Raw genomic sequence first — 15,932 nt, 5'->3', positions numbered from 1 at the left:
CTTTTCGTTTATAAAACCACAGAATACGCCCCCCGGCAAGGGGCATGTCGATGTCGGAGAACCCGTGCGGACGCGCCGCAGCGACTACCCGGGCGCCCGATCCAATCGAAAGGCGCTGTGCAGGGTCCGCACCCCCAGCTCCAGATACCTCTCATCCACCACCACCGATATCTTGATCTCGGAGGTCGAGATCATGCGGATATTGATGCCCTCCCCGGCGAGGGCCTGAAACATCGTGCTCGCGATCCCCGCATGTGAGCGCATCCCAACCCCGACGACCGAGATCTTGACGATCCTGTCGTCGCCCTCGACACCGCGCGCGCGCAGCTCCGCGGCCACCCGGTTCAGCGCCTCGAGCGCCCGTGCATAGTCATTGCGGTGTACCGTGAAGGTGAAGTCGGTGGTCGCATCCGCGCCGACGTTCTGCACGATCATGTCGACCTCGATGTTGGCCTCGGCGATCGGCACCAGGATGCGGGCCGCGATGCCGGGCTTGTCGGGGACCCCGAGGACCGTCAGCTTCGCTTCGTCGCGATTCGCCGTGATCCCGGAAATGAGTGGCTGTTCGATGGCTGGGTCCTCGGCCGTGATGAGCGTCCCCCCGCCGTCCCCGAACGACGAGAGCACCCGAAGCGGGACATTATACTTGCTCGCGAACTCCACCGACCGGATCTGGAGCACCTTGGCGCCCAGGCTCGCCATTTCGAGCATCTCCTCATAGGTCAGGCGCTCGAGACGCCGGGCCTCGGGGACGATGCGCGGATCGGTCGTGTAGACCCCGTCGACATCGGTGTAGATACGGCACTCGCCGGCCTTGAGCGCGGCCGCGAGCGCGACGGCGGTGGTGTCCGATCCCCCGCGCCCCAGGGTGGTGATGTCGCCGTGCTCGTCCACACCCTGGAAGCCGGCCACCACGACGATGGTCCCCTCCGCAAGGTCCCTGCGTACGCGCTCGCCGTTGATATCGAGGATACGCGCCTTGTTGTGGGCGCTATCGGTCAGGATATGCACCTGCACGCCGGTGTAGGAACGGGCCCGGTGACCCTGGGCCTCCAGGGCCATGGCGAGGAGCGCGATGGTGACCTGCTCCCCGGTCGCGAGCAGGACATCGAGCTCGCGGGCGTTGGGGCGTGGCGTCAGTTGCCGGGCGAGGTCGATGAGGCGGTCGGTCTCGCCGCTCATCGCCGAGACCACGACCACGACCTCGTGTCCGAGCGCGCGGGTCGCCCCCACCGACGCGGCGACCCCCCGGATGCGATCGATATCGCCGACGGACGTGCCCCCGAATTTCTGCACGATGAGCGTCACGGCCGGAGGACCCCCAACAGTCAGATAAATAACTCGATCACGCCCCGAGTCGATCACGCCCTGAGGCGCTGCCCGACCCAGTCCGCCACGCTCTCGAGCGCTCGGGGCAATTGGCCCGGGTCCTGTCCACCGGCCTGGGCCAGATCGGCGCGTCCCCCGCCCTTGCCCCCCACCTGACGCGCGACGAAATTGACCAGCTCCCCGGCAGGCACCTTGCCGCACAGATCGGGGGTCACACCGGCCACCAGCACGACCTTCCCTTCCTTCACGCTCGCGAGCACGATGGCCGCGCTCCCCAGTTTGTCCTTGAGCTTGTCCATGGTCTCGCGCAGCGCCCCGGCATCCGCCTCCTCGAGCGTCGAAGCCAGGACCTTGGCGCCGGCTATCTCTCGGGCCTGTCCGGAGAGGTCCTGACCACTCCGCTGGCTGAGCTTGGCCCGCAAACCCTGGCTCAGCTTTTCTTCCTGCTTCAAGCGTTGCAGGAGTTGCTCGATCCGACCGCCGATCCCCTCGCGCGGCGCCTTGAGTAGCGACGCGATGCGCTCGAGCTCGGCCTCGGTCTCCTCGACGAAGCGCAGCGCCGCAGCGCCGGTCAGCGCCTCGATACGCCGGACGCCTGCCGCCACCCCGCCCTCGGCGATGACCTTGAAGAGCCCGATGTCGCCGGTACGCGCGACATGGGTCCCGCCGCACAGCTCGACCGAGAAATCGCCCATCCTGAGGACCCGCACCTCGGCGTCGTATTTCTCGCCGAAGAGGGCCAGGGCACCGCTTTCGAGCGCCCGCTTTACCGGCATGACCTCGGTCTCGACCTCCCGGTTGCCGCGGATCTCCGCGTTGACCAGGTGCTCGATGGCCCGGACCTCGGCGCCCGAGAGCGGGGCCGAGTGCGAGAAGTCGAAACGTAGCCGATCGGGGGCGACGAGCGAGCCCTTCTGTAAGACGTGCCCGCCCAGTGAGCACCGGAGCGCGGCGTGCAGGAGATGGGTCGCGGAGTGGTTCTGCGCCGTGGCGCGACGCGCCAGGGGGTCAACCTCCGCCCGCAGCGTCTCGCCCAGAGCCAACTGGCCGCTCCTCACGGAGCCGATGTGCAGATGCAGCCCCGCTTGCTTCTGCGTATCCGTGACCCGAAACGTCCCCGCGGGCCCGTGCAGCTCGCCGACATCGCCGATCTGGCCGCCGGACTCGGCGTAAAAAGGGGTGCGGTCGAGAACCACGACACCGTCCTGCCCGGCGTCCAGGGCCTCGACGGCCTCCCCGTCCCGGTACAGGCAAAGCACCTGACCCTCGCCCCGGGTCCCGGCATGACCCGTGAACTCGCCGGGGGTGCGGGTGGTCGCCGCACCGCCGAAAACCGGCAGGATGATACCCGAGGCACCCGCGCCGAACTGGCTCGCGGCGCGGGCGCGCTCGCGCTGCCTCGCCATCTCCCCCTCGAACCCGTCGAGGTCCAGCCGCAACCCGCGCTCGCGGGCGATGTCGGCGGTGAGATCGACGGGAAAACCGTACGTGTCGTAGAGTTGGAAGACCTCGCGGCCGGGGATCACCTTCCCGCGGAGCCCCGCCCCATGCAACCCGGTAATGACACGCTCCAGGACCTTGAGCCCCTGTTCCAGGGTCTCGGCGAAGCGCTCTTCCTCCTGGCGCAGGACGCGTTCGATATTCCCCTGTGCCGTGACCAGGATCGGATAGGTCTCGCCCATCTCGCGGGCCAGGGGCGCCACCAGCTTATGGAAGAACGGCCCGGCGATCCCGAGTGCCGAGCCGTGCCGGACGGCGCGCCGGATGATCCGGCGCAACACATAACCGCGGCCTTCGTTGGCGGGCACCACCCCCTCGGCGGCGATGAAGGCGCAGGAACGGATGTGATCGGCGATGACCTGGAGCGAGGTGCGCGCGTTTGGTCCCCCCTCCCCCGCCATCTCGGAGACGGCGCCGATGAGCGTGCGGAACACATCGATGTCGTAGTTGCTGTGGACCCCCTGCATGACGGCCGCGATGCGCTCGAGCCCCATGCCGGTATCCACCGATGGCCGGGGGATCGGGTGCAGGCGCCCGGCCTCATCGCGATCGTACTGGGTGAAGACCAGGTTCCAGACCTCGACATAGCGGTCGCCCTCCTGCACCGGGCTACCGGGCGGGCCGCCGGGGATCGCGGGACCGTGGTCATAGAAGATCTCCGAGCAGGGTCCGCACGGCCCGGTCGGGCCCATGGTCCAGAAGTTGTCCTTCTCGCCGCAGCGGGAGAAGCGTTGGGGATCGACCTGGAGGTCTTTCAACCATACCGCCGCGGCCTCGTCGTCGTCCTCGAACACAGTGACCCAGAGCCGCCCGGGGTCGAGGCCGAGCGCGCCCGTCAGGAACTCCCAGGCATAGGCGATCGCCTCGCGTTTGAAGTAGTCGCCGAAGCTGAAGTTGCCCAGCATCTCGAAGAAGGTGTGATGGCGCGCCGTGTATCCGACGTTTTCGAGGTCGTTGTGCTTGCCGCCGGCGCGCACGCAGCACTGGCTCGAGGCGGCGCGCCGATAGGGCCTCTGTTCGCGCCCCAGGAAAACGTCCTTGAACTGCACCATCCCGGCGTTGGTGAAAAGGAGGGTGGGATCGTTCTGGGGCACGAGCGGCCCGCTCGGCACGATGGCGTGCTCGCGCCCTCGGAAGTAGTCCAGAAAGGCCCGGCGCAGCGCCGGGCTACTCATGGCATGCGTCTTCCCCGGCATCGTCGTCCCTGCTATCGCCAGCCAGGGGTCCTAGGAGCCGGCGGACGAGGCCCACGGGAAAGCCGCGCCGTACCAGGAACCGGCACTGGCGTGCCCGCTGTCCCGGATCCATGGGCAAGACGTCGCCGAAGCGCCGCCGGCGCGCCTCGGCGAGCCGCTCGATCCAGGCGGGGTCCCGGGGATCGACACGGTGCAAGAGGATCGCCTGGTCGATGCCCCGTTCACGGAGCCCTGCCAGGATCTGCTCGGGTCCATAGCCGCGTTCGATGCGCGCCCGTGCATAGTCTTCCGCGAAGCGTTCATCGCTCTGCAGGGCGCCGGCCGAAAGCTCCGCGAGCACGTGTTCCGCGACCTCCGACCCCACCCCCCGCGCCGCGAGCTTGGCGGCGAGCTCGCTACGGCTGTGCTCGCGCCGGGCGAGGAGTCGCAAGGCCGTGCGTTTGGCCTCCTCTCCCGCATCCCTCAGGCCTTGACCTCCTCGACGACGGCACCCTTCTCGGCCGCTACCGGGAACACCTTGGCGCGTACCTCACGTTCGATCTCGGCCGCGCGCTCGGGGTGGTCCTTGAGAAAGCCGCGGACATTCTCCTTGCCCTGACCGATGCGTTCCCCCCGAAAGCTGTACCAGGCCCCGGTCTTGTCGATCACGCCGTGACTCACGCCGAGATCGATGATCTCGCCGCTCCGCGACACGCCCTCCCCGTACAGGATGTCGAAGACCGCCTCTCGAAACGGGGGGGCGAGCTTGTTCTTGACGACCTTTACCCGGGTCTCGTTGCCGACCACCTCTTCGTCGCGCTTGATCGAGCCGATGCGGCGGATATCCAGCCGGACGGAGGCATAGAACTTCAGGGCATTACCGCCGGTCGTGGTCTCGGGATTACCGAACATGACCCCGATCTTCATGCGCATCTGGTTAATGAAGATGACGAGCGTGTTGGAGCGCTTGATGTTCCCCGTGAGCTTGCGCAGCGCCTGGGACATGAGCCGCGCCTGCAGGCCGACGTGGGAATCGCCCATCTCGCCCTCGATCTCGGCCTTGGGTGTCAAGGCGGCGACGGAATCGATGACGATGACATCGACGGCCCCGGAGCGCACCAGCATGTCCGTGATCTCGAGCGCCTGCTCGCCCGTGTCCGGTTGCGAAACCAGGAGGTCTGCGACATCGACACCGAGCTTGCCGGCGTACGGCGGGTCCATGGCATGCTCGGCATCGACGAACGCGGCCGTCCCGCCCAGGCGCTGTACCTCGGCCACCGCGTGCAGCGCCAGCGTGGTCTTGCCGGACGACTCCGGTCCGTAGATCTCGACCACCCGGCCGCGCGGCAGGCCGCCGATCCCGAGCGCGATATCGAGGCCGAGCGAGCCCGAGGACACGGTCTCGACGTCGCGTACCGCCCGCACATCGCCCATGCGCATGACGGAGCCCTTGCCGAATTGCTTTTCGATCTGGCCGAGCGCGATGCCGAGCGCCCGCTTCCGGTTGTCGTCCATCCCGTCTCCCTTGAGGGTTTTCAAATGTCTGTTACCGGACCAACGTTCTGATGTAGGGCCAATGTCCTAATGTAGGGTGGGTTAGGCGCGCTTTTCGCGCCGTAACCCACCGACCGGCCACCGTTCCGCATAGAGATTAGCACAAGCCCGCCCACTTGGCGCGCCGCCGTATCACTCGCGGAGCGGCCAGCGCGCGAGGACCCGATAGCGCGCCCCGCCGGGATCGGTCACCGACTCGCACAGCACGAAGTCCGCGACCGGCCAGCACAGCGGGCTGGGCGGATCTAGCCGCACCGCGCGCTCCACGCGGCGCATCAAGGTCAGATGGGCATGGAAGGGACGCCGGTCGACCTCGATACCACTGCTCGATATCCCCTCACCGAGCAGGGTCGCGAGGCGGACCAGTGCCTCGGGCGGCTCGGAAGTCCCCAGCCACAGGATCCCGCCCGGACGCGGCCAGAACCCCAGACGATCTATCGATAGCTCAAAAGCGGGCACGCGGACCGCGTCGGCCACACGCTCCACCGAGCGGCGCCTCTCGACATCGAGGCTGCCGAGGAACGCCAGGGTGATGTGCCAGTTGGCGCGAGTCACCGCCCTGCCGCCACTGACCCGGCACGCCGTAGCCACCTCGGCAATACGATGCCGGAGCGTGTCGTCCGGCCAGAGCGCCAGGAATAGCCGCTCTTTAGGCCCCGCTGCCGAGTCGCTCAATGAGCCCTTCCAGCGCCGCGACGACGGCCTGGCGGCGAACGCCCTCACGCGTACCTTCGATCCGGAAGACCCGCGCGTGGGGCGGTTGGGAGCCGCCCCGCCAAGCGAGACATACGGTGCCGGCGGGTCTCTCCGCGGTGCCCCCCGCGGGCCCCGCGATCCCGGTGATGGCGACACTCACGTCGGCGTGGCTCGCCTGCAATGCCCCCTCTGCCATCTCGGCGGCCGTCTCGGTACTCACCGCACCAAAGCGAGCCAGGGTCTCCGCCCGCACCCCCAAGACCTCGCATTTCGAGGCGTTGGAATACACCACGAAGCCGCGTTCGAACCAGCCCGAGCTGCCCGGCACCGCGGTGATGGCCTGGGCCAACCAACCCCCGGTGCAGGACTCGGCCGTGACCAGCTTATACCCCCGCGCACTGAGGGTCCCTCCGACTGCCTCGGCCAGCCTGTACACGGTTCGCTATTCGACGGTTCGCTATCCGCTTGGGCCAGCCGAGTCCCTGCGACGTTCCTGGAAAAACAACTGCAGGACCTTCCTGCACGCCTCACCGAGGCAGCCGCCTTGCACCTCAACCCGGTGGTTCAAGCGTTCCGTACCGAGCACCGCGAACACGCTACCGGCGGCACCGCCCTTGGGGTCCGGGGCGCCGAAGACGACCCGCGCGAGGCGCGCGTGAAGGATGGCCCCGGCGCACATGACGCAGGGCTCCAAGGTCACGTACAGGGTCGTGCCCGGTAGGCGATAGTTGCCGGCACGACTCGCGGCCGCGCGCAAGGCCATGACCTCCGCGTGCGCGCTCGGATCGCGCCGGGTGATGGGGCAGTTCCAACCCTCGCCCAGCACCTCACCCTCGCGGACCAGCACCGCTCCGACCGGCACCTCGCCAATATCTCGCGCGCGCTGGGCGAGCAGGAGGGCTTCGCGCATCCAGCCGGCGTCATCCTCATCCCCCGCAGATAGGGGCGCCCCCGCGTGGCCGCCCATCATGTGGTTTCACCGGGGGCGTTCACGCCGAGGGGAACCGCCGCACGATCCTCGAAGGCCATCGTGTGGTCGATGTAGATCGGGGAGGTCACGATGCGCTTTATCGTTCAGCAATACTGGCTCAAGCTACCCACGCTGGGGCTCTCTTGCCTAAACTTCCGGATAGCCCGCTTCCACCGCGGGGATATTTAGGCCACCTCCGGATCGAGAGGCCCCAACACCGCTCCCAACGGGCTCAGGACTGCCGATCCCCCCCGCTGGATCACGTGGGTGTAGATCTGTGTGGTTCGAACGTCCTTGTGCCCAAGCTGCTCCTGCACCGTGCGGATGTCCATCCCCCGCTCCAAGAGGTGCGTCGCGAACGCATGGCGCAGCGTATGGCAACCGGCCGGTTTGTCAATACCGGCCTTGCGCACGGCCGCTCTGACGGCCTTCTGCACTGCGCTCTCGTCGATGTGATGGCGCCGTTCCTTGCTGGAGCGGGGATCGATACTGCGCTTGCCGGCCGGGAACACATACTGCCAGCCCCATTGCCGTCCGGCCTGCGGGTATTTTCGCTCCAGCGCATCCGGTAGATACACCTCGCCGAAGCCGTCGACGAGGTCCTTCGTGTGGATCAGTCGCACACCCTCCAGATGGCGTTGCAAGGAAACGATCAGCTCGTCCGCGAGGGTGACTACGCGGTCCTTCTGGCCCTTGCCGTCGCGGACCATGATGGCACGGTGCTCAAAGTCGAGGTCCTTGACCCGCAACCGCAGCGCCTCCATCAACCGCAGCCCCGAGCCGTACATGAGACACGCGGCCAACCAGTGCGATCCCTCAAGGTGCCGCAACAGCGCTTTGACCTCCCTGACATGCAGGACCACCGGCAACCGCTGCGGCCGCCGCGCCCGCACCACACCCCCTACGTCTCCAAGCGGGCGTTCAAGCACGGCCTTGTAGAGGAACACGAGCGCGTTCAGCGCTTGATTCTGCGTACTTGCCGACACCTTCCTGTCGACGGCGAGATGCGTGAGAAACTCCCCGACCTGCGATTCGCCCAACTCGCGGGGGTGGCGCTTCCCGTAGAACACAATGAAGCGGCGCACCCAGAAGAGATAGCTCTCCTCCGTACGGATGCTGTAATGCCGCACCCGAATGGCCGCCCGAACCTGCTCCAAGAAGGGTGAAGGTCTCCGAACTGGTCCATACCGTCTCTCCGTGTCCCCGGCTCGATCTACAGTCCCACAAGCGGGCCAGGCAGTCAAGCGCGGATAGGCCGCCGCTTCCGCATCTCCCCACTGCTTCGGCACGCCGCGACATGAAGACCACTCACCGTTGCAACTGTTTGGTTGTACGAGTAGACTTTCCCCCGTGGCCGCTCCCTGCGGGGCGGGATAGGGTGTTACAATGGGCGTGGCTATATGGACATCGTCCGTGTTATAACACGGACGGTTTCCAGCTACTCAATGTTGAGCTTCAAAAAGCATCAAAGCAGAAACAGCAAAGGCATTGTGGGAGTCGTCAATGGTGAACAGGAACTGGATAGCTTATGACCTTCGACCAAAGCCAAAATGAAAGCAGCCATGCTGAGGCCCTGCCAGGCGATGAGGTCGGTCGCCGCACCCGCCGGGAACCGAAGCTTTCCGTCGCCAGTGGCGTTGCGAACCTTCAGCGCTTCTCCGCGGAGCGCGTCGAGCAGCCAGTTTCCGAGGGCAGGTCGTCGGGTCCCTCAGGCGCCTTGGCCCAACTCACGCCCTGCAGCCGACGCCGTGGATCGCCGTCGCGTTTCCCAAGTCTTGGTGGCCGGCGCGGCTGATCTTGTTTCGTTGGACGCGTACATTGAAAAACGGAGGTAGTTTGTTATGAGACCAATTGGATGTTTTCAGCAAGCTCCTGTTCGAAACGAGAGCGCTATCGGGGCCCAGGTCTACAGCCATAGTGGAGAATTTTCCCCACAGGTTTTCGATCTTGAAATGCCCGCCAGAGGAGTCTCGTTTCAATTCGTCCGTAAATATCGTTCCGCTCAGCACCAAGATATCGGGAGTTTGGGGCGAGGCTGGACTTTTACCTATACCAAACGGATTGAGCAAGACGGAAGCGATATTCTTTATCACGACGGTTTCTGGCGGATCCACCGCTTTGCCTTCTCCTCAGCAGAGAGAAGCTTTTTATCACCTGATGGGTTCTATGCCCTTGTCACCGCAGAGCAAGACAGGTTCCTACTTAGGCAGCGCCTTGGTGATCTGTTTGTATTCGAACATCCTGTTTCTGGAGGGCGCTTACTGGCCATTGAAGATAGAAATGGGAATGCCCTTCGGTTCGAGTATCAGGATAATCACATCCTGGTAACAGATCCCTTCGAGCGCCAAATTGAAATTGCCCTCGAACAGAATCGCGTGGTCGAATTACGAGATCATACGCACCGCAACTGGCAGTATGTCTATGATGATAATGAGTGTTTGGTTGAAGTGATTCAACCGCCGATCCACGGCTTGCCTGATAGGCCGGTGGTGCAGTATACGTATGATCAGGATTTGCGCTTAACGTCTATCACCGATCCCAAGGGGCAAACTTTTTTGCGAAATTTCTATGATGAGCAAGGTCGTATCACGACACAGCACCATGGTGATGGAACGTTCGAGTTTGACTATGAACCCATTAATAAAGCTGATATGGGGTTCGCTAGCTATCGCACCAAAGTTAAGGTGAAGAACGGCGGTTTGCTTAGTTTAAAGCATGATCAATTCGGTCATGTTGTAGAAAGGACCCTGCACGTTTCAGCTAGTGCATTAATGCCTGGAGACCGGAATGGAGTGAGTGAGGGTACCGTCCCGCTCACAACGAGATCGAGCTACAATCGCCACGGAGAACTGATCCAAAGAGCTGATCCAGCAGGGAATTCAACGGAATGGGTCTACGACCAGGACAATACAGATCCACGTGCTCAGGGCAATCTCCTTCAGGTGACACAAGTTCCCGTTCAAGGATCGGGAAACGACGTTTTGCCGCTCACTACGCGCTATACCTACGAGCCTCTGTACCAGCAACTTGCATCAGTGATGGATGCACGCGGACACACCACCGCCTTTGAATACGACTCGCGCGGCAATCTATCGCAGAAGGTCTATCCTGATGTAACTGTCCAGGAAATTTCGAGTGACGCCAACACCAGGGGCGTGCGGCAAGTACGACTCATCGACCGCTTCGAATACAACGAGGCTGGCCAATTAATCCGCTTTACCGATCCACGTGGGGCCAGCATTGAATATTTCTATTACCCAACCAGCGATCCCACAGGAGCTAGCAGTCCGAGCACCTCGCAAACTTTGGTGCAAACAGCGGGGGGCTTTCTTGCGCGCATTGTGCGCGACCCGGCGAGCGAAGACCGCCGCCTGAAAGACCTGCCGGCCAATCTTTCCTGTGGCTTTCGCTATGATGCCGTTGGAAATGTTACTACCATTCTGGATGGTAAGGACAATCCCACTTACTTGGAATACGATGCTCAGCATAACTTAGTACGTGCGACCTCACGCCAACCGTTCAACTATACCACCTCTTTCCGTTACGATGCGAACGGGAACATGATTGAAGGAACCCTGTCCTTTGATCATCACGAGTATGACGCTGCGACGCAGGAAGTAGTCACCAAGGCTACGGCGGTGCGCCAAGGCTTCGAATATAATCGCCTGAACAATATCTTGCGGCGGACAGTGGAGGCTGGCGATGGCGAGAAGGTGACAAGCTTCATCCGCGACGCCGCGGAAAACATCGTGCGCGAGATCCAGCCGCTCGGCAATGTGCGCAAATACGATTTCGACGAACGCAATCAGATGGTAGCGCGGCGCATTGGCGTGGGTTCCGACGATGAAATCAAGATCAGCCACACCTACACCGCCAATGGAAGATTAAGTTCCACAACCAATGGGCGTGGTCATACAACGTCATACAACTATGATAGTTTCCATCGTTATGAAGGCTTTACAAACGCAGGTGGTACTGCAAAGCAGCAGTGGCTTGACCAGGCCGGGAATGTCACCCGGATTCAGGTTCTGGGCGAGTTGGTTACGTTCAATGAAAGCAGCGAGCCCGTTACTACACAGGCGCAATCGCTGCTTGAGTCGTGGTTTCAGTACGATGAGCTAAACCGCCTCGTTCGTATGGACCGGGCCTGGCGCGATCCGCTCACCGGCGAGGCGCTGGGACGCAGCCAGTATGATGCCCAAGACAGCGTGGTTTCCTCCGTTGTAGAATACGGCGATAACCACTTGCCTGCCAAGTTGTGGACGGAAACAGGCAATATTGTGCACGTCCAGTACGACGGCGCAGGCCGGGTCAGCAGCATAAGCGACGAAACAGGCGAGACCGTCTCCATCGAATACGACGACAACAGCAATCCCCTCCGCATCGAACGCTTGGGTCCACCCGCAAACGAGGGTGAGCCGCGCTTCCACCAGATCATCAAGCAGCAATTCGATGAACTAGACCGGCTCATCGCCCGTTCCGTGAACGAAGACAATCGTGAGGCGTTTTCTTATAACGCCTTGGGTGCGCTGATGGAGTACCAGGACCCTGCCGGGGCCTCCGTGCGGGCGCTGCATGATGCCTTTGGTAGGTTAAGTGGAGGTATGACGACTGCTACCACGGCGGAATCTGTTATCGGTAGGCACACTGAGCAGACGCTCCTGCAACGAGTTGAATGGGACGACAATAACCGCATGATTGCGTCGGTCAATGCGCGCGGCAACGCCACCCGGTATCAATACGACGCGCTCAACCGTCTCAGCGGCCTCGTCTTTGCGGATGGGGCGACCAAAGGCTTCGAGCGGGACGGCGCGGGCAACATTACCCGTGTGATAGATCCAAACCACACAATGATCACGAACCGCTTCGATGATTTGAATCGTCTCGTCGAACGCCAGGTCGAGAACGCAGATGGCGCAGGTGGGCAAGTCGAAACGTTCCATTATGACGGTCTCAATCGCCTTGTGGCCGCGCTGACGCCTGGCGCGACGACGTTGCGCCGGTACGACTCACGCTCGCACTTGCTGGAGGAAACCCAGTCGGGTCACACGGTTCATTACGGCTATGATTCAGCGGGCAACCGGGGGTTCATGCGCTATCCCGGTGGACAGGAGGTACATATCTCCTACGATTTGCTCGGGCGCGTTGTCGAGGTGCGAGGACAAGACGGGCTCATTGCTGCGTATAAATACGCATCAGGCACACAGTTCCGCCAGCAACGGTTGGGAGATGTGCTGAAAGCCACATATACCTATGAGCCGGGGAAAGATTGGCTGAGCAGCCTCGTTTACCGTTCTGTACAAACTGACCAGATTGTCGAGGGAAGCAAGTACCGCTATGACGCTGCGGGCAACCGCATCCAGGAAGTTCAATTGCGGCGCGGTGAAGACGTCGGCGAGCGGTACTTTTACGATTCCGCCAACCGCCTGGTTAAGGTGCAGTATGGCGTCGAGCGGTTGTCGGACCCAGACAGTCCTTTCGAGCGAGAAGTCGTCTATGAACTAAGCCCGACCGGCATCTGGCAGCGCAAGACGACCCGTGACGCGAATGGCCAGACATTGGAGCAGGCCGAAGGCGTGGCGAACCAGCGGGAACGTTACTTGTATCTGGGCAATCGTCGCTTTGAATACGATGCCAATGGTAATCGTATTCGGGAAGAAGACGGTGCGAACAGGGATGAAGCCACCAAGCGATACAGCTACGACCATGCCAACCGGCTGATGCGCGTGGAACGCGTGACGGCTGACGGGCAAGTTGTGCAGACGGTCGAGTATTCGTACGATACGTTTGGTCGACAGGTGCTCAAGCGCATCACCCAGGATGGAACTACGAGCGAATTGGCACGTATCTGGAACGGCACCCAGTTAGCTGAGGAGTGGGAAGATGGCAGGCTCGCAAAGAGCTTTGTATATGGGGGTCGGATTCATGAACCGCTTACGATGACACTTTACTCAGGGGAAGGAAAGGAAGAGTATTTCTATGCCTTCAATGGGGCCGGCTCAGTCACAGCGCTCATCGGCCAAAATGCGCATGTCTTTGAAGGGTATCACTATGACGTATACGGCCAACCGTTCTTGAGCACGCAGAGTGGTCAGACAGTTAGTAACCCTCTCCTTACTGGTGCTCAGCTTTATGATAGTCATACGAGGTTCAGCGTCTTGAGTTCGGTCTCGTATGATGCTACCACGGCACAGACAGCGAACACTGCTAGCAATGCAGACTTGGTGGAGCCACCCGGACCATATGTTGGCACGTTTTCTGAGGTTCCTATTCTTATGACTCCAGACCCACGGATTCCCCCTGTGGGTGGAAAGTCGGAGTATATACCTCCCATCGAGAGTGAGGATTACCCTGCTAGTATCGGAGCTCACGCAGCAATCGCAGGTATCATCATTATTACCGGTCTAGAACTAGGGGTTGGTGCAATTACTGCGAGGTTGGGGATAGGAGGGCGTGGTGGGTGGCACGCGCCTAAGTTTTGGGGTGGGGTTCATCTCGGTTGGGAGGCATTCTGGGAATTTGTCGGACATGGCGGTGGACATCCTGGCGGTAGCCAAGGATATGGTGGCAGCAGTCCTGGCGGTAGCCAAGGATATGGTGGTAGCAGTCCTGGCGGTAGCCAAGGATATGGTGGTAGCAGTCCTGGCGGTAGTTCTCAAGACCGACCTTTCGGGGGAGGAGTTGATTACGGCCATGCAGGTGGCGGTTCAGGTTCTGGCGGTGGCACAGGAGCTGGTGGTGGCACAAGTGGCAACGGCGGCTCTGGCACAGCCTCGGGTAGCGGCTCTGGGGGGACTTCAGGTGGAGGTTCAGGAAGCACCAATAGCTCTAATACAAACTCAGGCGGAGGGCAGAAGGAGCACAAGCCCGTTCTTGACAACAATGGTAATTGGGTCTGGGGGGACACCGGCCAACCTGTCACAGATCAAGAAAAGAAGGATGCGGGGGCCGGGAAAGGTGGTCAAATGCCGAACCCTGAAGACGGGACCGGTGAAGGGATTGACAAGGACTGGTGGCGCGGCTTGCTGGGTAAAGGCCCGTTGGAAGCGTTTAAGTCGCCCTTGAAAATCGACGAGCGCGAGCAGACGCCTTACCTTTCATTGGGATCACTGGAGGGGACGGGGTACCTAATTGTTCCACCTCAACTGATTACAGTGGATGAACGTGGGGAACATCTCACATTGAATCTGCAAGGCGTTCACTCTACGAGTCGATCCGGAGGCACAACAACAAGTGACGGTTGGGGAGATAAGCCCAGGTCTTGGGCCGAAGCTGTGGCTGCGCCCCGCATTAGAAATGCTTCTATTTCAAGATTCTGAAGTCTGAGGGCTTCAGCTGCTTCAGAGGGAACTCCTGCGCTTGTGTTACTTGTGCTACCAGTGCGGTGGGCTACGACTTGTCATTGCGGGTGTCCGCGGGGCCATCCAATCGGGTAGCCGGGGGTGTTTAGCCCCCCAGCCCCCACACCACCTAGCATGCGGGTCCGCACTAGGCGGTTCACAAAAGTGGAGCACACGATGACATCAGGTATTGCGCCTTCGGATCCACGAGTCGATTTCCGGTATGGGTCGGTAGTAATCGGAGATGCCGAAATAGTTCACTCGGGACATCCGTGTCCCTCGCCCTGCGGGCACCTTGGGGTGTGCGAATCGGTTTTCCTGCCGATTCGTCATCCAGCCTCTGACATAACGCGCGAGCCGGTCGAGCCGGTAGGCCATCGAGACACCCCAGCTCCGTCCGGTGAGTTTCCGGACGGTATGCTTGAAGTCGGCGAAGGCTTGGTCGGACCATCGCAGTTTCGTTCCTCGAAAGGTAAACCCCAGGAACTCACAGTCATTGGTCTGCAGCACTCGGCTCTTCTGCTCGCTGTTCCACACCCTCCCTGGTGCGGCCCCTTCGGGCAACCTTCGGTTGACCCCTTTCGCTCGCGGCGAAAGGGTGACCGCGAGTTTCAGCTCGCGGGTCAGGTACCGCGTAACACTGGCCTTGACGCGTTCACCGGTGCGAGGGCTCTTGACCAGGATAAGCAGGTCATCGGCATACCGGACAAACCGGTATCCACGCCGTTCCAGTTCCTTGCCGATCACGCTCAAGCTCCCACCGACCACGATCCGTTTGTTGCGCTCGTATGCGAAAAGCAGCGGCGCGCCGTACGGGTATCGCTATATCCGCAAGACCGACGAAGCACCAGCCTCGTATCGAGTGATCGACGCCGAGGCGCGAGTGGTACAGCGTGTCTACGAGATGTACACCGTCGAGGGGCTGAGCATGGGCGAGATCACGCGCCGGCTCAACGCCGAAGGGATCCCCACCCGCAAGCAAAGCACCCGCTGGGAGCGTTCGGTGGTGTGGGCCATGCTGCGCAATCCTGCCTATCGCGGAGCAGCCGCGTTTGGCAAGACGCGCATCGCCGACCGAATTCGCGTCACACGAGCGCAGCGTCGACGCGGTGGAATCGTCTCCAGCAACAGTATCGGGCACGAACGTCCGCGAAAGGAGTGGATCGAGATCCCGGTGCCTGCGCTGGTGAGCGAGGAGAGCTTCGCGCGCGCCCAGGAACTCCTCCTCCACGAAAACAAGGTCCGGTCGCGGCGCCGCACGATCACCCCGAGCGTCGTGCAGGGATTGGTCAGCTGCCAGAAGTGCGGTTACGCGTTTTCCCGCACCTCGACATACACCACAGCGCGCAAGCTCCACTACTACAAATG

10 protein-coding genes and 1 pseudogene are annotated in these 15,932 nt (G+C 62.1%); 2 read left to right on the top strand and 9 right to left on the bottom strand.

The window, feature by feature from the left end:
* Positions 1 to 84: 84 nt before the first annotated feature.
* From M3461_05400 to M3461_05365, 8 genes are all read right to left on the bottom strand, one after another.
* On the bottom strand, positions 85 to 1,308 hold the full coding sequence (locus M3461_05400) for an aspartate kinase (GenBank protein ID MDQ3773823.1): 1,224 nt from the start codon (positions 1,306 to 1,308) through the stop codon (positions 85 to 87).
* Positions 1,309 to 1,361: 53 nt separating this feature from the next.
* Positions 1,362 to 4,004 (bottom strand): alanine--tRNA ligase, encoded by a 2,643-nt coding sequence (gene alaS, locus M3461_05395; protein ID MDQ3773822.1) that lies wholly within the window; start codon positions 4,002 to 4,004, stop codon positions 1,362 to 1,364.
* Complete coding sequence (locus tag M3461_05390) at positions 3,997 to 4,455, bottom strand: recombination regulator RecX (GenBank protein ID MDQ3773821.1); 459 nt, start codon at positions 4,453 to 4,455, stop codon at positions 3,997 to 3,999. Before M3461_05390 ends, alaS begins: the two co-directional genes overlap by 8 nt.
* A 32-nt stretch (positions 4,456 to 4,487) precedes the next feature.
* Positions 4,488 to 5,519, bottom strand: coding sequence for a recombinase RecA (gene recA / locus M3461_05385; GenBank protein MDQ3773820.1), 1,032 nt, complete (start codon positions 5,517 to 5,519; stop codon positions 4,488 to 4,490).
* A gap of 171 nt (positions 5,520 to 5,690) precedes the next feature.
* Positions 5,691 to 6,233: an RNA 2',3'-cyclic phosphodiesterase gene (gene thpR / locus M3461_05380; protein ID MDQ3773819.1), complete on the bottom strand. Its 543-nt coding sequence runs from the start codon at positions 6,231 to 6,233 to the stop codon at positions 5,691 to 5,693.
* On the bottom strand, positions 6,208 to 6,690 hold the full coding sequence (locus M3461_05375) for a CinA family protein (GenBank protein MDQ3773818.1): 483 nt from the start codon (positions 6,688 to 6,690) through the stop codon (positions 6,208 to 6,210). Before M3461_05375 ends, thpR begins: the two co-directional genes overlap by 26 nt.
* A gap of 21 nt (positions 6,691 to 6,711) precedes the next feature.
* A complete protein-coding gene (tadA, locus tag M3461_05370) occupies positions 6,712 to 7,221 on the bottom strand; it encodes a tRNA adenosine(34) deaminase TadA (GenBank protein ID MDQ3773817.1) in 510 nt (169 codons plus the stop codon).
* A 188-nt stretch (positions 7,222 to 7,409) separates the two neighbouring features.
* Positions 7,410 to 8,381, bottom strand: coding sequence for an integron integrase (locus M3461_05365; GenBank protein ID MDQ3773816.1), 972 nt, complete (start codon positions 8,379 to 8,381; stop codon positions 7,410 to 7,412).
* A gap of 795 nt (positions 8,382 to 9,176) precedes the next feature.
* Here M3461_05365 and M3461_05360 point away from each other — a divergent pair.
* Positions 9,177 to 14,543, top strand: a complete 5,367-nt coding sequence (locus M3461_05360) for a DUF6531 domain-containing protein (protein MDQ3773815.1) — start codon at positions 9,177 to 9,179, stop codon at positions 14,541 to 14,543.
* A gap of 213 nt (positions 14,544 to 14,756) precedes the next feature.
* On the opposite strand, the pseudogene M3461_05355 reads toward M3461_05360, so the two are convergent.
* Positions 14,757 to 15,308 (bottom strand): annotated as a pseudogene (locus M3461_05355) (hypothetical protein).
* Between M3461_05355 and M3461_05350 the strand changes: the two are divergent.
* A partial coding sequence (locus tag M3461_05350) for a recombinase family protein (GenBank protein MDQ3773814.1) occupies positions 15,307 to 15,932 on the top strand: 626 nt, incomplete at its 3' end. The pseudogene M3461_05355 and the gene M3461_05350 sit on opposite strands and share 2 nt — an antisense overlap.

It is taken from the genome of Pseudomonadota bacterium (assembly GCA_030860485.1).
In the GTDB taxonomy this organism is placed as follows: Bacteria; Pseudomonadota; Gammaproteobacteria; order JACCXJ01; family JACCXJ01; genus JACCXJ01.
Note: the sequence above shows the minus strand (reverse complement) of the source record. Positions and strands in the feature narration are given on the sequence as shown.